The following is a 25995-nucleotide window of genomic DNA, read 5'->3' on the forward strand; positions in this document are numbered from 1 at the left end:
CTTGTGTCAATGTTGACAAGCATTTAGGCTCACTGTGCCCCATTTTTCACGCCTTCACGGGGGGCAACCCGGGTCAGACTACCCAGCATGGAGCCCCACGCATGACACGACTTGCCATTGACCAGCTGACCCTCTGGATCACCGCCGCCGCGCGCGAACACTCGCACGACCTGGCTCAGCATCTGGAGGAACGCACCGGCGCCAGCCACCGCTCGGCCCTGAGTGCGCTGCGCCGCTTGGTCGATGCCCATTGGCTGGTGCGCTCGGGCAGCAGCCGCCGCCCTGTCTACGGCCCGGGACTGCTGCGCCAGGTGGCGCGCTCCTACACCTTGCATGGCCTGCAGGAAGACATCCCCTGGCAGCGCGACTTCGCGCCCCACTTCGAGCTGCCGACTCATGTGGCTCGCATGGTTCAGCACGGCTTCACCGAGCTGGTCAACAACGCGGCCGACCACAGCGGCGGCAGCAGCGTCACCGTCTCGCTGCGTCAGACACCCAGCCATGTGCAACTGCTGGTGTCCGACGATGGCTGCGGCGTGTTCGACAAGATCTGCTCGGCCTTCGACATCGCCGATGCACAACACGCCATGCTGGAGCTGAGCAAGGGACGGCTGACCAGCCAGCCCGAGATGCACACCGGCCGCGGCTTGTTCTTCAGCTCGCAGCTGGCCGATGTCTTCGACATCCATGCCAATGGCACCGCCTTCCAGCGCCGCGCCTGGGAGAGCACCGGCTGGCAGCCGGGCCGCCCCATGCCGCGCCAGGGCAGCTCCATTTACATGGCCATTGCCCTGGACACCAAGCGCACCCTGGACCAGGTGATGGAGACTTGGAGCCTGGCTGGCGACGGCATCGAATTCGACCGCACCACCATCAATCTGCGCCTGCTGGCCGGCCCCGGCCAGGCCCTGGATTCACGCGCCCAGGCGCGCCGCGTGGCCGCCCGACTGCCGCAATTCAAGCGCGCCGAGGTCAGCTTCGAAGGCGTGGTGGACGTCGGTCACGGCTTCACCGATGAGCTGTTCCGCGTCTTTGCACGAGCTCACACCGAGGTGGAGCTGGTGCCGACACACATGACGCCGCGCATTGCAGCTTTGATCAAAAGCGCCCAAAGCAGCTAGCGCGCGCCTTCTCGCGCCCCAGCTTTAGATTCGCTCGCGACATTTGAAGGGCTGGACACAGGCCCGGCGGTGACCGCCGCCATTCGGGCCCGGTAGATCTGGAGCTCTTCAGCGGGCAGCATGGATTCGTACTGTTCGCGCAAGCGTGATTTTTCGGCCTCCATGCCTGTCACGCGGTCAATGGCCTGAATCACCTGCCTGCCCCAGGCGGTTTGGCTGCAAGCGACATAGGTGGGAATCAGGGCCGGCGCCTCAGCCAAAGCCACGAACTGAAAATCAGCGGGGCTGGTTTGGGTCTTGCGCAACTGCTCCACTTCGATGGCATAGCCCAGGGTCACATCGAAGCGCTTGCGGCTCAAGGTGTGCAGCAATCCGGACAAGAGCCCGTACTCACCAAAATCCAGAACCTGGTCCGGATGGGCTGCCCGTGCTTGCTTCAAGATGTCGTCCAGCGCCTGCCCATATCGACGTTTGGGCAAGGTGCCCACCTTCACTTCGCCGGAGCGAAGCAGTTCGGCCAGAGACACATCACCGCCCGGTCGCTTCTTCCAACCACCCGGCGGCGCATAGGCACGACGGGCGATCAAGACCGGCGGCAACTGCACAAAATAAGGCTCCGAGGCAAACCGGGTGTATGCCTCACGCTCCGGCACCTTCAACAAGGACAGTGTGCACACGGGCTGCCCGGCTTGCATCGCCTGAAAGATCCGCTCCGTGCTGCTGATTTCCAACTGATGCTGGTATTCAGGCAAGCGCTTGCTCAGCGCGCTGAGGTACTGATCTCGCAAACCTGTGCCTTGCTTGGGGCCGTCAATCACGTGGTACGGCACAAAGTCCAGCAAGAGCCAGCGGATGGGCGGGGATGCTGCCGCCAAGCCAGTTGGGCTGCCCGAACTGGACCCCGGCGCAGTGGATATCGGCTGCGCGACCGTCTGCGCATGCCCGGCTGACACCATTGCCAAATAGCCAGCCAACAAGGCAAACCACAAAGACCCAAGGCCTGCAACCATTCGAATACTCCAGTGGCCAACAGCAGACCTGCGCGAAGGCAGCGTCAGGGCCGACTATAGCGAGCACTTGCTGGCCTGACGCTCGCGGGAACTGCGCTTTTTATCGCGCCGCCGCCAGAGCCGAAACACGAGCTGCGCGCAGTTCAGAGATCGCTATTGATCAGGGACTGCATCGCCATCGCTTCCTGGCGCATGGCCAAGTTCAGGCGCGGCAGTACCGAGGCCCATGCATGCTCACGTGATACCGCAAAGTGAACCGGATCGACCAACATCGGCGTGGGCAGAACGGCCAAGGCAGCAGAGTACCCTGACTGCTCACGCAGCCGCCGCTCGACCAACCAGGGTCGAGCGCTTCGGTGCGGCGTCAGCATGACATCGCAGCGGCCCGCCATGAGCATGCGCACGCGAGCGCTCAGGGCGCCATCGACGGGCTCGATCTGGAACACACGGCCTCTGGCCGCTTCAAAGTCCGGGCCGAAACTGGCGCCCCGACTGACGCAAAGTACGCGCCCTTTCAAGTCGTCCAAGCTGCGGTAGTCCAAGCCTTGATCGCGCCGCACCACCATCCAGACATGGTTGTTGAAGATCGGCTCGCTGAAAGCCAGAATCTTCTCCCGCGCTCTCGTGCGCGACACCCCAAAAACAAGCACCTCCCCTCGCTCGGCCATCAGCAAAGCCCGAGCCCATGGCAGCACCTGGACTTGCCACTCGATCCGCGCAGCCGCACCGATCACGTCCAGCGCGCGCCTCACGAAGGGCCGGCTGCTGGCTTCGGCAACGGCGATGGGCACATTCAAGGGCTCCAGCTTGTTCGCAGCATTGGCGCAAGCAAACAGCGGCACAGCGCCAGACACCAGGGGCAGCAAGTGCCAAAGCAACGCTCGCCGAGGCGGCGAGTGAACAGTGATCGGATTCAGCAAAGCAGGCATGAAGGGTGCTGAAGGGTGGCGGCATCAGCATAGCGTCATGCATCCACACCTTACAGACCCATGCGAGCACTCGGCCCGCACTTCAAGCAAGGCTCAGCCGCCGACGCGGCACACCTTCAGCATATTCGTGCCACCGGGATAGCCCATGGGCTCACCGCAAGTGATGGCATAGGTGTCGCCCGGCATCAGCACACCCTTGTCGACGAGGATTTTCTCGGCCGCAGCCAGCGCGGTGTCGCGGTCCTCAAACTTGGGCATCAGCAGCGGCCGCACATTGCGGTACAGCGTCATCTTGCGCTGGCTGATTTCCTGGGTGGTCAGGGCGTAGATCGGCACCTGGATGCGGTGGCGGCTCATCCACAGCGCGGTGGAGCCCGATTCGGTCAGTGCCAGGATGGCCTTGCAGCCCAGGTGGTGGGCGGTGAACAGCGCGCCCATGGCGATGGACTGATCGATGCGGCCGAACTGGCGACCGGCAAAGTCGGTGTCCAAGGTGACGAACTCGGCGCGCTCGGCCTCCAGGGCGATGGCGGCCATCTGCTCGATGGTCTCGACCGGGAACTTGCCGGCGGCCGTCTCGGCGCTCAGCATCACCGCATCGGTGCCGTCCAGCACGGCATTGGCCACGTCCGACACCTCGGCGCGCGTGGGCACCGGATTGACGATCATGGACTCCATCATCTGCGTGGCGGTGATGGCCACCTTGTCCAGGGCCAAGGCCATTTTGATCATGCGCTTTTGCAGCGCAGGCACCGCCGCATTGCCCACTTCCACGGCCAGGTCGCCGCGCGCCACCATGATGCCGTCGCTGGCCTTGAGGATGGCCTCGAGGTGCGGGATGGCCTCCGAGCGCTCGATCTTGGCGATCATGCTGGGCTTGTGGCTGTAGGCCTCGCCGGCCATATTGGCCAGCTGGCGCGCCATTTCCATGTCGGTGGCGTTCTTGGGGAAGCTGATCGCCAGGTACTCGCAGCGGAAGCTCATCGCGGTCTTGATGTCCTCCATGTCCTTGGCGGTCAGGGCCGGCGCGGTCAGGCCACCACCCTGCTTGTTGATGCCCTTGTTGTTGGACAGCTCACCACCCAGCTTGACGATGGTGTGCACGGCCGCACCGCGCACTGCTTCCACGGTCAGCACCAGTAGGCCGTCGTTGAGCAAGAGGGTGTCGCCAGGCTTCACATCGCGCGGCAGTTCCTTGTAATCGAGGCCCACGGCTTCTTCATTGCCGAGTTCGGTGCGGTCGGCGTCGAGGATGAAACGTTCGCCGTTGACCAACTCGATCTTGCCGTTCTCGAATTTGCCGACGCGGATCTTGGGGCCCTGCATATCGGCCATGATGGCCACTTCCTTGCCGGCGGCCTTGGCGGCCTCGCGCACCAGGCGGGCGCGGTCGATGTGATCCTGCGCCTTGCCATGCGAGAAATTGAGCCGCACCACATCGACGCCGGCTCGGATCATGCGCTCCAGCACCTCCGGTGAGGAGGACGCAGGGCCCAGGGTGGCAACGATCTTGGTGGCTCGGGACATGGCAGATCTCGCTGAAATAAAGTTACAAGCGGCTGATTATGCGGCGCATTTGTGGCCGCTCAAACGTCGAACAAGGGTTTCAGCGAGTTACACGCACCGAGCCGCATTCAGCCCTTGGCCGACAGTGCGTCGGCCCCCTCGTTCAGCTCTTCGCCGCCAGCACGTCGGCCACCGCCAGCGCCGTCATATTGACGATGCGGCGCACCGTGGCCGAGGGCGTCAGGATGTGCACCGGTGCGGCCGAACCCAAGAGGATGGGGCCCACCGTCACGCCCTGGCCGGCGGTGATCTTGAGCACATTGAACAAGATATTGGCCGCATCCAGCGAGGGCAGTACCAGCAGATTGGCCGCGCCCTTGAGCGTGCTGTCGGGCAAGAAGGTGTTGCGCACCGATTCCGACAGGGCCGCGTCGCCATGCATCTCGCCATCGCACTCGACATCGGGCGCATGCTGGGTGAAGAGCTCACGCGCACGGCGCATCTTCACGGCCGAGGGCCGCTTGCTGGAGCCGAACATCGAGTGCGACACAAAGGCCAGCTTGGGCGGCAGGCCGAAGCGACGCACCTCCTCGGCAGCCATGGCCGCGATCTCGGCGAGCTGCTCGGCATCGGGCTGGTCGTTGACGAAGGTGTCGGTCAGGAACAGGGTGTGCTCGTCCAGCATCAGCGCATTCATGGTGGCGAAATTGCGCGCGCCGGGTTTCAGGCCGATCAGATCGGAGACATGCTCGAGGTGGTTGTCGAAGCGACCGACCATGCCGCAGATCATGGCGTCGGCATCGCCGAGCTTGATGGCCAGGGCGCCGATGGTGGTGGCGGAGCGGCGCACGGCGGCCTTGGCCATGTCGGGCGTCACGCCCTGGCGGCCCATGACCTGGTGATACGCCTCCCAGTACTGGCGGAAGCGTGCGTCGTTGTTGGGGTCGATGACGGCCACATCCTCACCCAGCTTGAGGCGCAGGCCGGCCCGCTCGATGCGGGTGGCGATGACCTCGGGCCGGCCGATCAGGGTCGGCTTGACGATGCCTTCGTCCAGCGCCACCTGCACCGCGCGCAGCACGCGTTCATCCTCGCCCTCCGCGTAGATCACGCGCGCCGGGTTGGCCTTGGCGGCCGTGAACACCGGGCGCATGAACATGCCGGTCTGGTAGACGTAACGCTCCAGCGACTGGCGGTAGGCCGCCATGTCAGCAATCGGGCGCTCGGCCACACCGGAGTCGGCCGCAGCCTGAGCCACGGCCGGCGCGATGCGCAGGATCAGGCGCGCATCGAAGGGCTTGGGGATCAGATAGTCTGGGCCGAAGTGCAGCTCTTCTCCTGCGTACGCCGCGGCGACTTCATCGCTGGTCTCGGCCTTGGCCAGGGCGGCAATTTCGCGCACGCAGGCCAGCTTCATTTCTTCCGTGATCTTGCTGGCGCCGCAGTCCAGGGCACCGCGGAAGATGTAAGGGAAGCAGAGGACGTTGTTGACCTGGTTCGGGTAGTCCGAGCGGCCGGTGGCAATGATGCAATCCGGGCGCACGGCCTTGGCCAGCTCAGGCCGGATCTCGGGTTCGGGGTTGGCCAGGGCCAGGATGATGGGGCTGGCGGCCATGGTCTTGACCATCTCGGCCGTCAGCACGCCAGCGGCGGAGCAACCCAGGAAAACATCGGCGCCATGGACCACATCGGCCAGCGTGCGTGAGGCCGTGGTCTGGCAGTAGCGCTGCTTGGATTCATCCAGCTTGCCGGCCTTGGCATCCTCACGCTCGGCGTGGATCACGCCCTTGGAGTCGCAGACAAAAATGTTCTCGCGCTTGACGCCCAAGCCCACCATCACATCCAGGCAAGCAATCGCCGCCGCGCCCGCGCCGGACACGGCCAGCTTGACCGCGGCGATGTCCTTGCCCACCAGTTCCAGGCCGTTCAGCAAGGCAGCGCTGGAGATGATGGCCGTGCCGTGCTGGTCATCGTGGAAGACGGGAATGTTCATGCGCTCCTTGAGCTTCTTCTCGATGTAGAAGCACTCAGGCGCCTTGATGTCCTCCAGGTTCACGCCGCCCAGGGTGGGCTCCATGGCGGCAATGATATCGACCAGCTTGTCGGGGTCGCGCTCGGCCAGTTCGATGTCGAACACATCGATGCCGGCGAACTTCTTGAACAGGCAACCCTTGCCCTCCATCACCGGCTTGGCGGCCAGCGGGCCGATGTCGCCGAGGCCCAGCACGGCTGTGCCATTGGTGATCACACCGACCAGGTTGGCGCGCGATGTGTACTCGGCAGCCAACGAGGGATCGGCCTCGATGTCCAAACAGGGATAGGCCACACCGGGTGAATAGGCCAGCGACAGGTCGCGCTGGTTGGACAAGGCCTTGGTCGGGGTGACGGCGATCTTGCCGCGAGAGGGGCTGCGGTGGTATTCCAATGCAGCTTCACGCAGGGCCGCCTCGGCCGGCGACAGCAAAGCCTTGTCATTGCTCATTCGGTGCTCCAGGAAAAATTGAGTTCCGGGAGGTTACATCGGCAATTGCTGCTCGCCGATGCCGGGAGCTTTAACTGTTATGCAAAGATCGCAAGTCGCTGATGCGCTGCGCGAGGATTCACCCGAGGCTTTGGCTCCTCAGTCCCCTGGGCCTTGCTCAACCCCAGACAGCACCACACGATCGCGTCCCTCCCGCTTGGCCCGGTACATGGCCTGGTCAGCCGCACGCATGGCCGCCTCGACCCCGGCTTCGCCATCGCTGTGACCGGGAGCCTGTGCCACACCAAAGCTGGCGCTAACCTTCAAGCCACTCGGCCAACTCTGCTCGGCCAGCAATTTGCGGAGGCGCTCGGCCACCTCAAAGGCTTCTTCGGCGGTAGTGAGGGGCATCAGCAGCACGAACTCTTCGCCACCCCAGCGGGCCAACAAATCCTCTCGTTGGATATGGGTCTTCAGGCACTGCGCAAACTGCTTGAGTACCTCGTCGCCGGCATCGTGACCCAAGCTGTCGTTGATCGACTTGAAATGGTCGATGTCGGTGAAGATCACCGACAGTGGAAACATCAACTCCTCTTGTGCCCGCATCAGCAAACGCAGGTCATGCTGAAGACCCAAGCGATTGGACACGCCTGTCAAAGCGTCATGGTGCGCCTTGGCCTCGTATTCGCCCGAGATCGCTTGGAGCCGGGCATTGGCCAGCTTCAATTCACGCTTGCCACGCAAGGCCTGATCCAGTTTGCGACGCGAGCGTCGCCAGTCCCAAAAAAGGAAGGCCCCCATGCTGAACACCCAGACCGAGATGATGGCCAAACGAAACTGGGCCGGAGCAATCCACACGCCAACGAACTCGGCCGCATCCAGCTCAATCCGGTGCAAACCCGGCTGCACCGTGCCAGGGGTGGTCAGAGTCAGGTAAATCGTGCGATCCAACTGCGGCCCGAGCAAGCGAACCGGCAAGGGGTGGTTTTGCACCCACCACGAGGCCACCATGAACTGTTCAAGTCGAAACTCGACCGGCAGTGCCTGCGCCGCCGGGTCATAAACCACTTCATGCGGCTTGAGATCCGCCTCCTTGCCCGAGCCCGCATAGGCAGGATCGTAGTGGCGCAGAAACACCCGAACGTGCTGCTGAGGTTCCGGACCGCTGGCGCGAATCCACAAGCGCACGCTGTCGAATTGGGTCAGATCCAGGCCCTGCTCCAGTTCCGCCAACTGAATCTGCAGCGCGCAGAACGGCCATTCGTAGCCGGGCTGAATATCGCAATGCAAGATCCAACCCGATCCACTGCGTTCAACCCGCCCCTCACTATTGCCCCCCTCCCCGCGATCATTGACGGCTGCCACCCAGTCGTCCCGCTGCGACATATTGTCAATGCGCAGGGTTCGCTGCATCCAGTTCGCGTTGGCATACAGCGCCAGCAAGGTGGACAAGAGCAAGAGCGACAAGAGTCGACGCAGGATCATGAGGCTCTTGACGCGAACGTCTGCGAAGGAGTTAGGAGAAGAGGGTGGCGGGGCTGCCTTCCAATTCTGGGCTGAACTCAGCCGCCTTGAGCGTCCTGAGCGCGACGACTCAGAATCTCAAACGCCGGCAAGGTCTTGCCTTCCAGGATTTCCAGGAAAGCGCCGCCGCCGGTGGAGATGTAGCCCACATCCTTCTCGATGCCGTACTTGGCAATCGCGGCCAGGGTGTCGCCACCGCCGGCGATGCTGAAGGCCGGCGAGGCGGCGATCGCGCGGGCGATGGTCTCGGTGCCATGGGCAAAGGAGTCGAACTCGAACACGCCGACCGGGCCGTTCCAGACGATGGTGCCGGCGGCCTTGAGCTGCTCGGCCAGCATGGCGGCGGTCTTGGGGCCGATGTCCAGGATCAGGTCGTCTTCAGCCACATCGGCCGCATCCTTGACCGTGGCTTCGGCGTCGGCGGCAAAACGCTTGGCCACCACCACGTCCACAGGAATCGGCACGGCCGCGCCGCGCGCCTTCATGGCGTCGATCACGGCCTGCGCTTCGGCGACCAGATCGGGCTCAGCCAGCGACTTGCCGATCTTCAAGCCAGCGGCCAGCATGAAGGTGTTGGCGATGCCGCCGCCGACGATCAGGCCGTCGACCTTCTCGGACAGGGCCTTGAGGATGGTCAGCTTGGTCGAGACCTTGGAGCCGGCGACGATGGCCACCAGCGGACGCTTGGGCGCGCTCAGCGCCTGGCTGATGGCGTCGATCTCGGCGGCCAGCAGCGGGCCGGCACAGGCGATCTTGGCGAATTGGGCGAGGCCGTAAGTCGTGCCCTCGGCGCGGTGGGCGGTACCGAACGCGTCGTTGACGTAGATGTCGCACAGGGCGGCCATCTTCTTGGCCAGCTCTTCGTTGTTCTTCTTTTCGCCCTTGTTGACGCGGCAGTTCTCCAGCAGCACCAGTTGGCCCGGGGCGACATCCACGCCGTCCACCCAGTTGGCCACGACCGGGACTTCACGACCCAGCAGCTCGCCCATGCGCTTGGCCACCGGGGCCAGGGAGTCTTCAGGCTTGAATTCGCCCTCGGTCGGGCGGCCCAGGTGCGAGGTCACCATCACGGCGGCGCCGGCCTTCAAGGCCTGCTCGATGCAGGGGATGGAGGCGCGAATGCGGGTGTCTTCGGTGATGTGGCCGGCATCGTCCTGCGGCACATTCAGGTCGGCGCGAATGAAGACGCGTTGGCCGGCAACTTTGCCAGCGGCGATCAGGTCATTGAAGCGAATCACGTTCATGGGGTGAGCTCAGGGCTAGTTTGGAATTCGGGGCACGGCCGGGCATTCAGGCCTGGCCGTGCAATGGCCGCTAGCTTACCAAGCCCGCCGCCGGGCCCGCCGTCACAAACAGAAACCAAGCGGTTTCACCAACCGAGGCCGATGCGCAGGACCAGCATCACGGCCGTGCCGCAGACGATGGTGCCGAGGATGCCGCGCTTCCAGAAGAAATAGGCGGTGCCGGCCGCGGTGGCGTAGAGCCGGGCGTCTTGCCAGGTGCTGATCAGCTCACCCTGTGTCATGACGATCTCGGGCACGATCACCGCCGCCAGCGCGGCCAGGGGCGCGTAGCGCAGGCCGCTCTTGGCCCAGTCGGGCATGGGCAGCTCATTCTTGGGGATCATGAAGAAGCCTCGGGTCAGCACCGTGATCAAGCCCATGCCAACGATGGCCAGGGCGGTTTGCCAGTCGTTCATCATCACTCGCGCACCTCTCGCGCAGGCTCACTTTGCGCCGGCCACCAATGCTCCATCAGCAGGCCAGCCGTCACCGCCACGGCGATGGCCACCATGATGTTCAGGCGCAGCGGCAAGGCATAGGCCGCCACCGCGGCACAGCCTGCCAAGGCGGCCGAGACCCAGGTCTTGCGGTCCTTGAGCAAGGTGTAGGACAGGCCCAGCAGCGCCAGCACGCCGGCGAAACCCAGGCCCCACTGCGTGGGCACATGGTTGGCCAGCAAGATGCCGGCGATGGACGGGATCTGCCAAGCCGTCCAGTTCATGCAGACGCCGCCCCAGAAGTAAGGCGCTTGGTCGGGATGTGGCTTGGCCTCGGGAAAGCGCTTGAGGAAGGCCACGTAATTGAGGTCGGCCGCGAAGTAGGCAATGTGCAGGCGTCGCAGCAAGGGCAAGTGGCCGAAGTACATGCGCCACTGCACGCTGAAAATGATGAAGCGCAGGTTGACGCAAAAGGCCGTGGCCCAGAGCACCCACATCGGTGCACCGCTGGCGATCAGGGGCAAGGCGGCCAGCTGCGAGCTGCCGGCGAACACCACCAGGCTCATCAAGAGCGCCAGCCAGACGGACAGGCCGCTCTTGATCATGGCCACGCCGGTCACAAGGCCCCAGGCCGAAATGCCCAGGGTGATGCCGGCCATCTCGCGCGCACCGCGCTGGAATTCAGGGTGGCGGTACTGCGCCCTCAGAGATTGAAGCATGCGCCATTGTCGCGGCACGCCCGCTTCTGCGCTGTCGCGCCGACATCAAAGCCGGGCCGGGCGGGCGAACTCAGCACAGGCTCAGGGATTGTTGAGGCGGCGCACCCGGCCACTGCCGGCCACCGAAGTGCTGACCTCGGGCGAGCCCAGATAGGCGATATCGCCCGAGCCGGCGATCGAGATCTTGAGTGTCTTGCTGGCGTTCACCTCGGCATCGCCGCTGCCCGCAATCGAAGCCTTGACGTCATCGGCCAGCAGGCCGCGGGCACGCACATCGCCCGAGCCGGCAATCGACAAGCTCAGGTTGCTGGCGCGACCATGGGCCGTGACGGTGCCGCTGCCAGCCACCTTGAGGCCCAGGCGATCGCTGCTCAGATCCACGAACAGCACATCACCGGAGCCGGCGATGCTGGCGTCCACATCCGGAGACTTCATCGCCTCGACGCGCACATCGCCCGATCCACCGACCGCAATGCTGCGCAGCTGGGCCATGTCCAGCACGATCTCGGGTCGCACCGAGCCCTGGACCTCATAGCCACGCTTGGGGGCAATTTCCAAGGTACGGCCTTTCTTGCCGTCGACGACGCGCGTCTCGATATAGCTCTGCAGATTGCGATCGGTCTTCACCTCGACCCGGCTCTGTGCACCTTGTCGCACCAGCACCTTGAAACCTCCGCTGAGGCTGATGCTGTCGAAGCTGCCGAGATCGCGTGTCTCGCTGCTGACATCACCCGTGCCCTTGATGCGCTCGGAATTGCCCCAGCTCCAAGCATGGCTGCTGGTGGCGGCGAACAGGCTGAGGGCGCTCAAGGCGGAGAGGGCGAACAGGCGACGTTGCAGCATTGGGGGCTCCAGGTAAGTGAGGGGCGATCAAGATCCGTTTGGGATGACGGCATCTTCAGTGAATCACCCTCCAGCCCCCAGCTCGGTTCGACCAAATGCAAGGTCGGCGGCGCCAAGTGTAAAAAAGCCGTCACGGGCGGGTGACGGCAGCTTGACGGTCGTGAGGCAGCGGGCCTGACTCAATGGGCTTTGGCCTTGCCCTTGGCTTCCTTGCCGCCCTCTTTCTCTGCGCTGGCCTTGGCCTCGGCGGCTGCGGCCGCCTTTTCTTCCAGCGCGAGGGCCTCGGGACTGCCAGGCTTGGGCGGCCGCGGCACGACCGGGGCCACGCCTTCGAGCTTGTTCTCGCGCATGTACTCGTCCATCTCCTTCCAGCCATTGAAAACCGAGGCCTTGTGGGCCTTGGGGTTCAAGGTGTAGCAGTCTTCGATGGCGCGCATGGCGTGGCGGCAGGCGCTGCCGATGGCCTTGCCCTCGGCCTCCTTGGCGGCCATGACCTTGGCCGGGTCCTCGATGCCCAGCTGCTCGCAGCCAGCCAAGCCAAGCAGGCCGGCCAGCAGAGGCAAGGTCAGGAGGGCGCGATGAGGCGCAGTTGAAGAAGGCTTCATGTCATCAGTATCGGCCAGCCACGGGTCAGCTTGAGCACGGCGTTTGCATGCCTGCTTCAGCGCTGCGCCATGGCCATCAGCCGCGCCACCCGCTCCTCGGTGGCCGGATGCGTGCTGAACAGACCCGCCAAACCGCCGCCGGAGAGCGGATTCATGATCATCATCTGCGCCGTCTCTGGGTGGCGCTCGGCCGCCTCCATCGGCAGCCCTTGCGCAAAGCGATGGATCTTGTTCAGCGCCGAGGCCAGGGCCTGAGGGTCGCCGGAAATCTCGGCACCGCCGCGGTCGGCTTCGAACTCGCGGGCTCGGCTGATGGCCATCTGGATCAGGCCGGCCGCAATCGGCGCCAAGAAGGCGACCAGGATGCCGACCAAGGGATTGCTCTGCCGGCCCTCACTGTCGCGGCCGCCGAAGAACAGGGCGAAATTGGCCAGCATGGAGATCGCACCGGCCATGGTGGCGCTGATGGTGCTGATCAGAATGTCGCGGTGCTTCACATGGGCCAGCTCATGGGCCATCACGCCGCGCAGTTCGCGCTCGGACAGCACCCGCAAGATGCCCGTGGTCGCCGCCACGGCCGCATGCTCGGGGTTGCGGCCGGTGGCAAAGGCGTTGGGCGCGTCCTCGTCAATCAGGTAGACGCGCGGCATCGGCAGCTGGGCGCGCTGGGCCAACTCACGCACCATGCCGTAAAACTGCGGCGCCGAGGTCTCGTCCACCTCGCGCGCCTTGTACATCTTCAGCACCATCTGGTCGGAGAACCAGTAGCTGAAGAAATTCATGCCCAGCGCCACCAGCAGCGCCAGCATCATGCCGGCTTGGCCGCCGATCAGGCGCCCCAGGGCCATGAACAAGGCGGTGATGGCGGCCATCAGGATGGCGGTCTTCATCAGATTGAACATGCGATGGGCTCCTTGCAAAAGGACGGTGGAGTCCAGCAGATCGGGCCGAAAGACCCGGTTTCAAGCAAGTCTCAGGCCGCGCCGGACTCGAAACGAGCGCCCACAACCACCGGCCGGGCCTTCAAAAAGGCTGCGGCCGGCAAGCGTTTGCCCCCGGCGCGCTGCAGCTCGGTCAGGCGCACAGCGCCCTGGCCGCAGGCGACGACGATGCCAGACTCATCCACCCGCAAGACCTGCCCCTCAAGGGCAAGACCCTCCCCGCGCTCGCAGACTTCGGCGCGCCAGATCTTGAGCAGCTCGCCGTCCAGCTGTGACGCCCCGCCCGGAAACGGATCGAAGGCGCGCAGGCGGCGCGCGATCTGGGCGGCACCTTGCCGCCAATCGATCTGCGCCTCGGCCTTCTCGATCTTGTGGGCGTAGCAAACGCCCTCGGCCGGCTGGGGCGTGGCCGTCAAACCACCGCAAGCCCCCAGCTCCAGGGCCTCGACCACCATGCGGCCGCCCAGGGCCGCCAGCTTGTCGTGCAAGCTGGCCGTGCTGTCGTCCGCGGCAATGGGCAGGCGCTCGATCAGCAACATGTCACCCGTGTCCAAACCGGCATCCATCTGCATGATGGTGATGCCGGTTTCAGCGTCACCGGCCTCGATGGCGCGGTGGATGGGCGCCGCACCACGCCAGCGCGGCAGCACCGAACCGTGGATGTTGAGGCAGCCGCGCAGGCCCGTGCTGCGGCCGGCACCGGGCAGGTCCAGCACCCACTGCGGCAAGATCAGGCCGTAAGCGGCGACCACCATCACATCGGCACGGGCGTCCAGCAAGGCCTGGCGCGCGGCCTCGGCGTCTTCCGGGAACTTGCCATCCAGGCGCAGGCTGCGCGGCTGGGCGACTGTGATGCCATGCTGCAAGGCCAGCTGCTTGACCGCCGAAGCTTGCAGCTTCATGCCACGGCCGGCGGGCCGGTCCGGCTGGGTCAGCACCAGAGGAACCTCGAAGCCTGCCGCCAACAAGGCGGCCAGCGCAGTGGCCGCGAACTCAGGCGTGCCGGCGAACACGACGCGCGGGCCGTTCGAACGCGGGGCTGACACGGCAGTGCCGGCCATCAGCGGCGGCGCCCTTCTTCTTCGCGGGTCTTCTTGACCATCTTGGTCTTGATGCGCTCGCGCTTGAGCGGGCTCAGGTATTCAACGAAGACCTTGCCCATCAGGTGATCGAGCTCATGCTGAACGCAAACGGCCAGCAGGCCCTCGGCCTTGAACTCGTAGCTCTGGCCTTCGCGGTTGAGCGCGCGCACCGTGACGCGCGAATGACGCGGTACCTTGTCATAGATTTGCGGCACCGACAGGCAGCCTTCTTCGCCTTCGGTGAATTCGGCGCTGGTTTCGATGATCTCGGGGTTGATCAGGACCAGGGGCTGATCGCGCTCCTCGGAGGTGTCGATCACGACCACGCGCTCGTGGACATCGATCTGGCTGGCCGCCAAACCCACGCCCTCCGCGGCATACATGGTTTCCAGCATGTCATCGACGAGCTGGCGGATGCGCTCGTCCACAGCGGCGACCGGCTTGGCCACCGTGTGCAAACGAGGATCGGGATAACGCAGAATGTTCAGTTTCGCCATGAGCTTGCGTGTGTGGACTCAGCACAACGCCTGTTTGTAAGTGCTTGCAAGAGGGCGAAAGCGCCCTCTTTGTTCATTGCGACGCCCTGTTTTTGGGGGCAGAATCGTCGCGGCCTGGGGGGATTTTCGCTGAATTGGCGCCGCTGGTCTGAGGACGCGGCAAAGCACCCCGTGCAATGGTTTGAAAAAAAGACCCCGAAGTCTGTCCAACCCACCCGCAGCCGGTCTGCGGTAGAGAGTGCTCGATGCCTGTTTGTGAATCGCTGATGTCCGCCCGGCCCACCCAGAACACCCCCCTGAATCTGCTGCTGGCCGCCAGCCTGGCCGCCTTCAGCTTCGGCGCCGTCGCCCAAACCAGCAGCCTGCCCATCAGCGGCCAGCAGCGCGCCACCGCCGACCGGGTCGCCCAAGCCGGCGTGCCCCTCAGTGAATTGGCGGCCGATGCGCCGGACTCCCACACCGTCAAGGCCGGAGACACGCTCTGGAACATTTCCAAGCTGTTCCTCAAGAGCCCGTGGCGCTGGCCCGAGCTTTGGGGCATGAACCGCGATCAGATCAGCAACCCGCATCTGATCTACCCCGGCCAGGTGCTGGTGCTGGTCAAAATCGACGGCCGCGCCCGCTTGCAAGTGGCGCAGGCCCTAGGCAGCAGCGGCACGTTCAGCGGCGACACCGTCAAGCTGTCGCCGCGCGTGCGGAGTTCGGGCGTCGACGACGGCTCCATCAGTGCCATCGCACTCAATTTGATCGAACCCTTTCTGAACGATGCCGTGGTGTTCGACAGCGATGAGCTGGCAAAAGCACCGCGCATCGTCGCCACACCCGAGAGCCGCGTGCTCCTGACCCGCGGCGACTTGGCCTATGCCCGAGGCGACCTCAGCCAGGCCAGCGACTACCGGGTCTTCCGCAGCACCCGCCCACTGCGCGACCCGAGCACCGGTGAGATCCTCGGTTACGAAGCACCCTATCTGGGCACGGCCGAGCTGACTCGCCCGGAGCACAGCAGCCCCCTGCCCGACGGCAAGAGTGAGGTGGTGCCGGCAACGCTGACCATTAAGTCCGTGCGCCAGGAGATTGGCGTCGGTGACCGGCTTTCGCCGGTGCCGCAACGCAGCTTCTCGCGCTATGTGCCGCATGCACCGGCCCAGCCCATCGGCGGCCAGATCGTGTCCATTTACGGCGAGGGCCTCAATGCCGGCCAGAACCAGATCGTGGCCCTGAACCGCGGCAGCCGAGACGGCCTCGAACGCGGCCATGTGCTGGCCCTGTGGCAGCAAGGACGGCGCGTGGTCGACCGCACCGACGGCCTGCGCGAAACCATCAAGCTGCCCGACGAACGCCATGGCGTGCTGTTTGTGTTCCAGGTCTACGCCCGCGTGTCCTACGCCCTGATCATCTCGGTCAAGGACCCGGTTCGAGCCGGCGACCGCTTCAGCCAACCCTGAGGCCCGCCACGCGGCCAGCAGCGATGTGGGACCGCGCTGAACTGACCGCCTGGCTGCGTTTGCTGGAAAGCCCCGGCATCGGCCTGGAGGCCGCGCGCCAGCTGCTGAGTCAGCTGGGTTCACCCCAGGCGGTGTTCGAATTGCCCGGCAGCGCTTGGACCGATGCGCTCAGCCCTCGGCAGCGCGAGGCCTTGAGCCAGCCGCCCGAGTACCTGGCGTCGGTGCTGGAGCACACCTGGAACTGGCTGCAGGCCGACGCCTCGCACCAGATTCTGCTGCTCGGCGATGCCGACTACCCGGCGCAGCTGCTGGCCACGGGCGACCCGCCCTTATTGCTCTACCTGAAGGGCCGGCGCGAGCTGCTGCGCGAGCCCTGTCTGGCCATGGTGGGCAGCCGCAACCCGACCGCGCAGGGCCGCGACAACGCCCGCGCCTTCGCCCGCGAGCTCAGTCAATCCGGTCTGTGCATCTGCTCGGGTCTGGCCCTGGGCGTGGACGGAGCAGCGCACCAAGGTGCGCTCGCAGCCGGAGGCGCCACCATCGCGGTCATGGGCACCGGTTTCGACCAGATCTACCCCAAGCGGCACCGGGCCCTGGCCGAGGAAATCGGCCAGCAAGGCCTGCTGATCAGCGAGTACGCCTGGGGCATGCCGGCCCTGCCGACCAATTTTCCGCGCCGCAACCGCATCATTGCTGGGCTGAGCTTAGGGACCCTGGTGGTGGAAGCGGCCTTGGCCTCGGGCTCGCTGATCACGGCACGGCTGGCCAGCGAAGCGGGTCGCGAGGTGTTCGCGATTCCCGGCTCCATCCATTCACCGCTGAGCCGCGGCTGCCACGCCTTGATCCGCCAGGGCGCCAAGCTGGTGGAGACGGCAGCCGATGTGCTGGAGGAACTACCGCCGGGCATACTGGACCACCGGGAGGCTGCCTACCACGGCGACGTCAGCGCAGCCCTGTGCAGCCCGGCCCAGCAGCAGGTGCTGGACCTGATGGGCTTCGATCCCATCGGACTCGATGCCTTGCAGCAACGCGGCGGATGGACGGTGGCCGACTTGCAGGCCCAGCTGCTGGAGCTGGAGTTGGCGGGTCAGGTCGCGCGCCTGGCCGGGCAGCGATTTCAGCGCCGGGTCGGCGCTTGAAGGCAGGCTGCGGCTCGCGCGCCACAGGGGCTGAATGGGGCATTCCCGAGCATTTCCAGGCTCTTTGCGGCCATTTCTCGCCATTTTTCTGCGAAGTGCCTGGGTTATAGTCAGCCCATGTTTGACGTCCTGGTCTACCTCTACGAAACCTATTGGCGGCCGGACGCCTGCCCGGATCACGCCCAGCTGACGCGCAAGTTGTCGGCCGTGGGTTTCGAAACGGACGAGATCCAAGAGGCCTTGTCCTGGCTGGATGGCTTGGCCAGCGCGGCCACGTCCTTCCAGGGCCAGCAGAGCGAGAACAGCCTGCGTGTCTACTCGACCGCGGAACTTGACCATCTGGGCGAGCCCTCCGTCGGCTTCATCAGCTTCCTCGCCTCGGCCGGCGTGCTGCGCCCGCCCATGCGCGAGATGGTGATCGACCGCGCCATGGCCATTTCCGGCGGCCCCATGGATCTCGAAGACCTGAAGATCATCGTGCTGATGGTGTTCTGGAGCCTCGGCGAAGAGCCCGATGCGCTGATCCTGGACGAGCTTTTCGTGGCACCGGAAGACCGCCTGATCCACTGAGCGAATCCGTTCGCTCCATGACGACAAAGGGCTGCCTAGGCAGCCCTTTTGCATGGATACAGCGCAGTCTCAATTCAGCAGGCGAGAGGGGTCGACATCGAGCTTGGCCAGCGCATTGCGGGTGGCGCGCACGGTCAAGGCCTCGTCCTGAGCGGGGCGCAAGAGACCAGCTTGCAAGAAGGCGGCCATGCGGTTGAGAGGGAACAGCACGCCGCGGCCCGTGGGCGTGACGAACAAGGCCATCTGCCGGCGCATACCGCGCCAAGCCAGCTGCACGGCTTCGTTGCGGCCGCGGTAGTCCAGCATGAACCAACCGCCGACCTGGAGTTCGCGCGCCCAGGCCAGCATGGCCGGCGTCGGTGCCGAACCGCCTTCGGCCACCACCTCCATGCCGTCGGACTCATGCCCGGACAGATCACGCACCAACAGCTCGTTGATGTCCGCTTCCTCGCCGCCCTCAGGCAGCATGGTTTCCAGCGTTTCCAGCTGGTCCATCAGCTCGTCGAGGCGCTCGCGCGGGATGGCAGCGGTCTTGGCGGTGAAGGCCGCAGCCAAGGCATTGTTCAGGCCACGCACATGCTCGTCCTGCTTATCGACCGACAGCCCTGCCTGGCCCATGCCGTCGCGCAGGGTCTTGAGCAAGGGCGGCAGGCGACGAATCACCTCGGCACGCTCCTCGCGGGAGACCTTGGCACTGGCCGACCAGATCAGGTCGGCAGCGGCACGCTTCATCTGCTTAGTGTTGTCCGATTGGGCCCCAGTACGCACCGCAGTGACGGCGAGCACATCGGCCCAGATGTGGAACAGGAACTCGCGCACGCCGTCCTGCACCGGCACCTCGTTGAGCATCTTGCGCAACTCGATGGTGTACTGGATCGCCAGAGTCTCGCGTTGCTCGACCTGCTGGGCCAGCGAAACGCCATGTCGGGTGGTCTGGTTCTCGTTCTTGAAATAGTTGTCGAGGAACTTCTCGAACTCGGTCAGCACGGTCTGGAAGACACGGCGGCCGGTGTCCGGATAGGCCTCGACCACTTGCACCACACGCTTGATTTCGCGCTCCAGCGGGTCGCCGGCGGCGCCGCTGGTGCCGGTGTTGCCACTGAAACCCATGACGCAGGCGCCCATGCGGTCGATCAGCTGGCGGGCTGGATGGTCGGTGGTGGCAAAGAAATCAGGCTCGCTGACGGCGACGCGCAGCACCGGCATCTGCAGGCGGGCAAACCAGACCCGCACCGAGGCCGGGATGTGCTCCTCCATCAGGATGCTCTGGAACATCATGGCCACCAGCTCAATGGTGGCGCGCTCGGCCGGCGTGTCGGCGGCCTGTTTGAGCACCGACTTGAAGGCCTGGTTGCGGGTCTTGATCTCTTCCAGCAGCTTGGGGGCGGCCGAAGGCTGGCTCTCGGCGTGCACGGATTCGCGCTGCAGCGACTCCTGGGCATGCTTGATGGCCGCACTGAGACGGGGCGCGGCCGGGCGGGTGGCGGGGTGCGCCGGCTGAGCGGAAGCGAATGCCATGGGCTCGACCTGGGTCGGCGCCGAGCTGGGATCCATGCGAGCGGCCGCCTCACTGGCCACGGCAGCGGCACGCGTCGCCACGGTTTCGGCCATGGCCGTGGCGCCAAAGGCCGGCACCTGCCGGCCGACAATCTTCTGCAGCAGCTGCAGCACTTCTTCGGCCTGGCTGCTGGCCGGACTGCGCACGGCCGTGGCGGCACTGGCGTCGGGGAAGCCTGAAGCAGCCCGGATCTGCGGCGAACGCGCGGCGGCACCGAACTGGGTCGCGCCATAAGGCATGCCTGCACCGGGCACATAGGCCGAGGCGGAGGCCAGCGGCGTGCTGTCGCTGCTGCGGCGAATAAAGGGCCGCAGATCCACCTCGGGCAGCACCGACTGAGAAATCAGCCAGCGGTTGGTCTCGTGATAGCACTCGACCAGCAGCAGGGAGAACTCCTCATGCAGCGTGGTCCGCAGCATCTGCCAGTCCGAACCGGCCAGCCCGCTGCGTGTCCAAGCGTCCAGCACTAGCTTGGCCACAACATTGGCGCGAAGGAGGTCCTGCGCCGGCATGTCATCCTGCTTTTCCAGCACCTGCATGCGGGTGCGCAGGTCGGTGAACTCCCAGGTCGCCTTGTCCATCATGGCCAAGGCCAGGCGCGAGGCGGTGATCTCGCGCTCGATGGTGTCGTCGTCGACCAGGGACATGGTCACCTGCTCCGTCGGGCCTGAAGCCGCGGCTGCGGTAGACGCATCCACGATGCCGTAGACCGCCGCATGGCGCAGGCCGCTGATCACGCCAGACAGCCAGGCCGGGCCGTGCCGATTCCAGGATTGCACGCCATCACGGCGCGCCACCATCACCGCATACTCGGTCGTCTGCAAGAGCAGCTGGGCGGCAGCCTCATTGAGCACCTTGCCGAGTGCCGAGATGCCGCGCACCAGGGACTCGATATAGATGCGCCGCGCCTGGGAGGCCAAGGCCTGATTGCGGGCGGCTGCGCTCATGGGAATTCGTAGATCATGCTAAGTGGTTTTCGGCCACTCTACACCACGGCTCCAGAGTTTGGATCGTCAGGATCTTCCTTGTTGATGGGCGTCTTCACCAGATCTTCGCGCTTGACACCCAACCACATGGCGATCGCCGCGGCCACGAAAACCGAGGAGTAGATGCCGAACAAAATGCCAATGGTCAGCGCCACGGCAAAGTAGTGCAGGGTCGGGCCGCCAAAGATCAGCATGGACAACACCATCAACTGGGTGCTGCCGTGCGTGATGATGGTGCGGCTCATGGTGCTGGTGATCGCGTGGTCAATCACCTGATGGGTGTTCAACTTGCGGAACTTGCGGAAGGCTTCGCGCACCCGGTCAAAAATCACCACCGACTCATTCACCGAGTAGCCCAGCACCGCCAGGATCGCGGCCAACACCGCCAGAGAGAACTCCCACTGGAAGTAGGCAAAGAAACCAAGAATGATGACCACGTCGTGAAGGTTGGCGATGATGCCGGCCACGGCAAACTTCCATTCGAAGCGGAAGGCCAAGTAGATCATGATGCCGACCACGGTCACAATCAGAGCCAGGGCCGCGTCATGGGCCAACTCTTCGCCCACCGCTGGGCCCACCACCTCACTGCGAGAGAGCTTGACCGGCTCGGCGCCGGCCTCGGTCAGGCAGACCTGTTTGCTGATGGCCTCGCCTTTGTCGCTGACGACTTGACGCTGGCTGATACGGCCAGATTCGGCCGAGCACAGCTCGGAGAAAACGCGGTCCACCTGCTCGGTCTGCTTGATGTCGCCGCGCAAAGGCAGGCGCAGCATGACGTCATGCGAACTGCCGAAGTTCTGCACCACGATTTCGCCAAAGCCCATCTTTTCGACCACATGGCGGGTCTTCTCGAGTTCCGCCGTCTTGGCGTACTCGATCTCGATGACGGTGCCACCGGTGAATTCCACCGAGAAGTTCAGGCTGCGCGTGACCAGGAAGAAAACGGCTGCGGCAAAAGTCAGGAAGGAGATGACGTTGAAGATCAACGCATGCTTCATCAGCGGGAGATCCCGCTGGATTCGGAACAGTTCCATGATTCGAGGCTTTCTTGATTAGGCCTTGGCCGCGGGCTGCTGCTCAGCCTCGGGACTCGCTGCGGGTTTCCAGATCTGCCCAATCGACAGCGACTTCAGCTTCTTCTGGCGGCCGTACCAAAGATTGACCAGAGCGCGCGAGAAGACGACCGAGGAGAACATCGACGTCAGGATGCCCAGGCAGTGAACAATGGCGAAGCCCTTGACCGGACCGGAACCGAAGGCCAGCAAGGCGATGCCGGCGATCAAGGTGGTTACGTTCGAGTCCAGGATGGTCGCGAACGCGCGCTCGTAACCGATGCTGATGGCCGCCTGTGGCGCCACACCGGCGCGCAGTTCTTCCCGGATCCGCTCGTTGATCAGCACATTGGAGTCAATCGCCATGCCCAACACCAGCGCAATCGCGGCGATACCCGGCAAGGACAGCGTGGCCTGCAGCATGGACAGCAGGGCCAGCAACATCAGCAGATTGAAGCCGAGCGCCAGGGACGAGAACACACCGAACAGCATGTAGTAGACGCACATGAACACGGCCACGGCCACAAAGCCCCAGGTCACGCTCAAGATGCCCTTGGCGATGTTCTCTGCGCCCAGGCTGGGACCGACCGTCTTCTCTTCGATGATTTCCATCGGTGCGGCCAGGGAACCGGCGCGCAACAGCAATGCAGTGTCGTTGGCTTCCTGTGTGCTCATGGAGCCCGAGATCTGGAAGCGATTGCCCAGCTCGCCACGGATCACCGGCGCGGTCACGACCTCGCCCTTGCCCTTTTCGAACAAGATGATGGCCATGCGCTTACCGATGTTTTCGCGCGAGATGTCCTTCATGATGCGGGCGCCCTTGGCGTCCACGGTCAAGCTGACGGCAGGCTGTTGCTTGTCGTCGAAGGTCGTCTGAGCGTCGTTCAGGCTTTCACCGGTCAGCACCACCTGGCGCTTGACGATGATGGGGCCGAAACCGCGGTCGATGAACCGCTCGGTGCCGAAAGGAACAGGGCCACTACCGGCCAGTGCGGCCTGCGCCTCGGCGCTGTCGTCCACCATGCGCAGTTCCAGCGTGGCGGTGCGGCCGATGATGTCCTTGGCCTTGGCCGTGTCCTGCACGCCCGGCAGTTGCACGACCACGCGGTCAGCGCCCTGCTTCTGGATCACGGGCTCGGCCACACCGAGCTCATTGACCCGGTTGTGCAGCGTGGTGATGTTCTGCTGAAGCGCTGCATCCTGCACAGCCACCTGGGCCTTGGGCTTCAGCGTGCCGACCAAGCGCAGGTCCAGGCCTTCGGTCAGCGGCAGCCACTGGACATCAGGCAGTTGTTCGTTGAGCACGGCCAGGGCCTGCTTGCGCACCGCTTCCTCTCGGAAGGTGATGCCCACAGCATTGCCATCGCGGCTGATGCCGGCATGGCGGATGTTCTTCTCGCGCAGCATGGTGCGCACATCGCCGGTCAAGCTTTCGGCCTTCTTGGTCAGAGCCGACTTCATATCGACCTGCATCAGGAAGTGGACGCCGCCGCGCAAGTCCAGGCCCAAGTACATGGGGTTGGCGTGCAGTGCGGTCAACCAACGCGGCGAACGCGACAGCAGATTCAGTGCCACGATGTATCCCGGGTCATTCGGGTCGGCGTTCAAGGCCTTGCTGATGACATCCTTGGCCTTGACCTGGGTGTCCAGGTCGGCAAATCGCGCCCGGACCGAGCCGCCTTCAAATTGAACGAAATCGGCCTTGATCTGGGCATCGCTGAGCGCCTTTTCCACGCGCGTGGCCACTGCGGAGTCGACCTTGACGGTGACCTTGCCACTGGAGACCTGCACGGCAGGCGCTTCACCGTACAGATTCGGCAGCGTGTAGATGAAGCCGATCAGCAACGCGACGACCAGGATCGCGTACTTCCACAGCGGATAACGGTTCATGAAGGAATCCTCTCAGGCCCGAGCCCCCCAGCCGCCCATGCGCAGGCATGGCGGGGCGGCGGCGGTGCCAGGTGAGCCGGCACGCCAATGGCGCACTGGCTGGGTAGTCCTTGCCGCGCCTTGCGGCGGACAGGACCCGGTTTCTATTTACTTGATCGTGCCCTTGGGCAGCACTTGAACGACGGCGCCGCGCTGCACCTGCAGTTCCACGCCGTTGGCCACTTCCAGGCTCAGGTAGCTCTCGCCGACCTTGCTGATCTTGCCCAACAGGCCGCCCGATGTAACGACCTCGTCGCCCTTGGCGATGGCATCGATCATGGCCTTGTGTTCCTTCTGGCGCTTCATCTGCGGACGAATCATCACGAAGTAAAGCACCACAAACATCAGCACCAGAGGCAGCATGCTCAGCAGGCTGGACTCCGTACCAGTGGCAGCAGCAGGCGCGGCCTGGGCGAAAGCATTGGAAATGAACACGAAAATTCCCTTTTGATTTGAATGCGGACACCGGGCCATGCCCTTGCCACGCAGGGCCGGTGCCCGAATGAACGGCGGATTGTATGCGCCGCCTGCGGCCTGCCATGCTGGGGTCCTCCTGCATAGCGGCTGCGCGGCAAGCTTGCTGCACCGAGGCCCATCTGGGGTCGCCAGGGCTTGACAGCAAGTCGTGTCGTTAATATATTTACAGAATACCAACCCAAGCAGACCCCGCCATGACTTCATCCCTCGCCTCCCATCTGCCTCGCTGGACCGGCGTCTTCCCCGCCGTCACCACCAAGTTCAAGCCCAACGAGGATCTGGACATCGCCGAAATGGAGCGCCATTTCGAGTTCCAGATCCAGAACGGCGTGCACGGCCTGGTCACCGGTGGCTCGCTGGGCGAGGCCAGCACGCTGACACTGGAGGAAAAGCTGGAAGTGGCCGCCACCGCCCTGCGCGTCTCGGCCGGCCGCGTGCCGGTGCTGGCCAATGTGTCGGAAACCAGCACGCGCAATGCCATCCGCTATGTCGAAGCCGCCGCCAAGCTGGGCGTGCAGGGCCTGATGCTGATGCCCGCCGTGCTCTACCCGGCTGACACGCGCGAAGCCATGGCCAATGTGCGCACCATCGCCGAGGCCGCCCAGCTGCCCATCATGATTTACAACAACCCGGTGTCCTATCGGGTCGACCTCAAGCCCGAGGACATGGCCGAGCTGGCCGATTGCGAATGGCTGGTGGCCATCAAGGAATCGACTGACAACATCCGCCGCATCACCGACCTGCGCAACACCCTGGGCACGCGCTACCAGCTCTTCATCGGCGTCGATGACCTCAGCTTCGAGGCCCTGGCCTTGGGCTGCGAGGGTCTGCTGGCCGGCCTGTGCGACGCCTTTCCAGCCGAGACCGTGGCCATCTACAAACTCATGCAGGCCAAGCGCTACGACGAAGCACTGAAGATCTACCAGTGGTTCATGCCCCTGCTGCATCTCGATGTCAGCGCCAAGCTGGTGCAGAACATCAAGCTGGCGGAAGCCATGGCCGGGGTCGGCAATGAAATCGTGCGTCGCCCTCGCCTGCCTTTGGTCGGCGCAGAGCGCGAACGCGTGACAGCCATCATCCAGAAAGGCTTGGACACCCGCCCGGATCTGAGCGGCCTGTTCTGAACGTCGCTGACGCGGCCCGCCGGCCTGCGATGATGTGCGTATGAAACACAGCCCACAGGACGCCACTCCAACTTCAGCCGCAGCGGGCCTGGCCGACCCGGACAAACGTCGCTATGCCGACCAGGCTTACGACGCGCTGGAGTCCATGATTGCCACACTGGAGTTGCGCCCGGGCGCACCCATCGTCGAGGCGGAGCTGATCGAACGCACCGGCTTGGGCCGCACGCCCACGCGCGAGGCCCTGATGCGCCTGGTGGCCAGCGGCCTGATCGTGCAGCAGCCGCGCCGCGGCCTGCTGGTCAGCGACATTCGCTTGGCCGAGCACCTGGATCTGATCGAGGCGCGCCGGGCGCTGGAACGCTTGATTTCCGCCACCGCGGCGCGGCGTGCCACGCCTCAGCAACGCCAGGACCTGCTGCATTGCGCCCAGCAGATGATCGAAGCCAGCCAAGTGGGCGATCTGGCGGCTTATATGGCGGCCGACCAGGCTCTGGACCATGTGGCTCACGCGGCTTGCCGCAACCCGTTCGCTGTGGCCGCCGTCGTACCCATGATCATTCAGTGCAGGCGCTTCTGGTATGCCTATCAACACCAGGGCGATATGAGCGAAGGCTCGCGTTGCCATCTGATGCTGGCGCAAGCCATCGCGGCCGGCGAGTCCGAGCGCGCCAGCGCTGCGGCCGATGGCTTGATGGACTATCTACGCAGCTTCGCCAGCGTCGTCATCGCCTGACATTTTTTTCAGCCACCCTCACGC

At 64.6% G+C, this 25995-nt stretch carries 23 protein-coding genes; 6 read left to right on the forward strand and 17 right to left on the reverse strand.

The features are described from left to right. Window positions 1–101: 101 nt before the first annotated feature. Window positions 102–1121 carry an ATP-binding protein gene (locus tag LNV28_RS02995; RefSeq protein WP_263516575.1) on the forward strand — a complete coding sequence of 340 codons (1020 nt, stop codon included), beginning with the start codon at window positions 102–104 and terminating at the stop codon, window positions 1119–1121. On the opposite strand, the gene LNV28_RS03000 is transcribed toward LNV28_RS02995, so the two are convergent. From LNV28_RS03000 to def, 13 genes are all read right to left on the reverse strand, one after another. Next, window positions 1118–1996, reverse strand: a complete 879-nt coding sequence (locus tag LNV28_RS03000; protein WP_263516574.1) for a TIGR02285 family protein — start codon at window positions 1994–1996, stop codon at window positions 1118–1120. The two genes, LNV28_RS02995 and LNV28_RS03000, sit on opposite strands and share 4 nt — an antisense overlap. 278 nt (window positions 1997–2274) lie before the next feature. Next, window positions 2275–3060, reverse strand: a complete 786-nt coding sequence (locus tag LNV28_RS03005) for a substrate-binding periplasmic protein (RefSeq protein WP_263568732.1) — start codon at window positions 3058–3060, stop codon at window positions 2275–2277. 93 nt (window positions 3061–3153) lie between these two features. Further along, on the reverse strand, window positions 3154–4587 hold the full coding sequence (gene pyk, locus LNV28_RS03010) for a pyruvate kinase (protein WP_263516573.1): 1434 nt from the start codon (window positions 4585–4587) through the stop codon (window positions 3154–3156). Window positions 4588–4729: 142 nt separating this feature from the next. After that, a complete protein-coding gene (locus LNV28_RS03015; RefSeq protein WP_263516572.1) occupies window positions 4730–7048 on the reverse strand; it encodes an NADP-dependent malic enzyme in 2319 nt (772 codons plus the stop codon). 138 nt (window positions 7049–7186) lie between these two features. Beyond that, entirely contained in the window at window positions 7187–8512 is a 1326-nt protein-coding gene (locus LNV28_RS03020; RefSeq protein ID WP_263516571.1) for a GGDEF domain-containing protein, read from the reverse strand. Window positions 8513–8589: 77 nt separating this feature from the next. Beyond that, on the reverse strand, window positions 8590–9795 hold the full coding sequence (locus LNV28_RS03025) for a phosphoglycerate kinase (protein ID WP_263516570.1): 1206 nt from the start codon (window positions 9793–9795) through the stop codon (window positions 8590–8592). Window positions 9796–9920: 125 nt separating this feature from the next. Then, window positions 9921–10250 carry a branched-chain amino acid transport AzlD family protein gene (locus LNV28_RS03030; RefSeq protein ID WP_411910529.1) on the reverse strand — a complete coding sequence of 110 codons (330 nt, stop codon included), beginning with the start codon at window positions 10248–10250 and terminating at the stop codon, window positions 9921–9923. Between the two features lie 2 nt (window positions 10251–10252). After that, window positions 10253–10990, reverse strand: a complete 738-nt coding sequence (locus LNV28_RS03035; protein WP_263516568.1) for an AzlC family ABC transporter permease — start codon at window positions 10988–10990, stop codon at window positions 10253–10255. An 81-nt stretch (window positions 10991–11071) separates the two neighbouring features. After that, window positions 11072–11833: a head GIN domain-containing protein gene (locus LNV28_RS03040; RefSeq protein WP_263516567.1), complete on the reverse strand. Its 762-nt coding sequence runs from the start codon at window positions 11831–11833 to the stop codon at window positions 11072–11074. 179 nt (window positions 11834–12012) lie between these two features. After that, on the reverse strand, window positions 12013–12438 hold the full coding sequence (locus tag LNV28_RS03045; RefSeq protein ID WP_411969892.1) for a hypothetical protein: 426 nt from the start codon (window positions 12436–12438) through the stop codon (window positions 12013–12015). A 56-nt stretch (window positions 12439–12494) separates the two neighbouring features. Continuing rightward, window positions 12495–13340: a zinc metalloprotease HtpX gene (gene htpX / locus LNV28_RS03050; RefSeq protein WP_263516566.1), complete on the reverse strand. Its 846-nt coding sequence runs from the start codon at window positions 13338–13340 to the stop codon at window positions 12495–12497. A 71-nt stretch (window positions 13341–13411) separates the two neighbouring features. Then, on the reverse strand, window positions 13412–14440 hold the full coding sequence (gene fmt, locus LNV28_RS03055; protein ID WP_263516565.1) for a methionyl-tRNA formyltransferase: 1029 nt from the start codon (window positions 14438–14440) through the stop codon (window positions 13412–13414). Beyond that, entirely contained in the window at window positions 14440–14958 is a 519-nt protein-coding gene (def, locus tag LNV28_RS03060; RefSeq protein WP_263516564.1) for a peptide deformylase, read from the reverse strand. Before def ends, fmt begins: the two co-directional genes overlap by 1 nt. Window positions 14959–15224: 266 nt before the next feature. Between def and LNV28_RS03065 the strand changes: the two genes are divergently transcribed. The 3 genes from LNV28_RS03065 to LNV28_RS03075 all read left to right on the forward strand — a co-directional run bounded on the left by LNV28_RS03065 (window position 15225) and on the right by LNV28_RS03075 (window position 18112). After that, window positions 15225–16403, forward strand: coding sequence for a LysM peptidoglycan-binding domain-containing protein (locus LNV28_RS03065; RefSeq protein WP_263568733.1), 1179 nt, complete (start codon window positions 15225–15227; stop codon window positions 16401–16403). A 23-nt stretch (window positions 16404–16426) separates the two neighbouring features. Further along, window positions 16427–17542 carry a DNA-processing protein DprA gene (dprA, locus tag LNV28_RS03070; RefSeq protein ID WP_263516562.1) on the forward strand — a complete coding sequence of 372 codons (1116 nt, stop codon included), beginning with the start codon at window positions 16427–16429 and terminating at the stop codon, window positions 17540–17542. 117 nt (window positions 17543–17659) lie between these two features. Then, window positions 17660–18112, forward strand: coding sequence for a Smg family protein (locus tag LNV28_RS03075; protein WP_263516561.1), 453 nt, complete (start codon window positions 17660–17662; stop codon window positions 18110–18112). A gap of 69 nt (window positions 18113–18181) precedes the next feature. Here LNV28_RS03075 and LNV28_RS03080 read toward each other — a convergent pair whose 3' ends face one another. From LNV28_RS03080 to yajC, 4 genes are all read right to left on the reverse strand, one after another. Next, complete coding sequence (locus tag LNV28_RS03080; RefSeq protein WP_263516560.1) at window positions 18182–20617, reverse strand: DUF1631 family protein; 2436 nt, start codon at window positions 20615–20617, stop codon at window positions 18182–18184. Between the two features lie 38 nt (window positions 20618–20655). Next, window positions 20656–21690 (reverse strand): protein translocase subunit SecF, encoded by a 1035-nt coding sequence (gene secF / locus LNV28_RS03085; RefSeq protein ID WP_263516559.1) that lies wholly within the window; start codon window positions 21688–21690, stop codon window positions 20656–20658. An 18-nt stretch (window positions 21691–21708) separates the two neighbouring features. Beyond that, window positions 21709–23598, reverse strand: coding sequence for a protein translocase subunit SecD (gene secD / locus LNV28_RS03090; protein WP_263516558.1), 1890 nt, complete (start codon window positions 23596–23598; stop codon window positions 21709–21711). A 147-nt stretch (window positions 23599–23745) separates the two neighbouring features. Next, window positions 23746–24072: a preprotein translocase subunit YajC gene (gene yajC / locus LNV28_RS03095; RefSeq protein WP_263516557.1), complete on the reverse strand. Its 327-nt coding sequence runs from the start codon at window positions 24070–24072 to the stop codon at window positions 23746–23748. A 236-nt stretch (window positions 24073–24308) separates the two neighbouring features. Here yajC and LNV28_RS03100 point away from each other — a divergent pair, with 236 nt between their 5' ends. Then, entirely contained in the window at window positions 24309–25238 is a 930-nt protein-coding gene (locus tag LNV28_RS03100; protein WP_263516556.1) for a dihydrodipicolinate synthase family protein, read from the forward strand. Between the two features lie 40 nt (window positions 25239–25278). Continuing rightward, window positions 25279–25971: a GntR family transcriptional regulator gene (locus LNV28_RS03105; RefSeq protein WP_263516555.1), complete on the forward strand. Its 693-nt coding sequence runs from the start codon at window positions 25279–25281 to the stop codon at window positions 25969–25971. Window positions 25972–25995 lie beyond the last annotated feature (24 nt).

Source organism: Paucibacter sp. DJ2R-2 (assembly GCF_025717675.1).
In the GTDB taxonomy this organism is placed as follows: Bacteria; Pseudomonadota; Gammaproteobacteria; order Burkholderiales; family Burkholderiaceae_C; genus Paucibacter_A.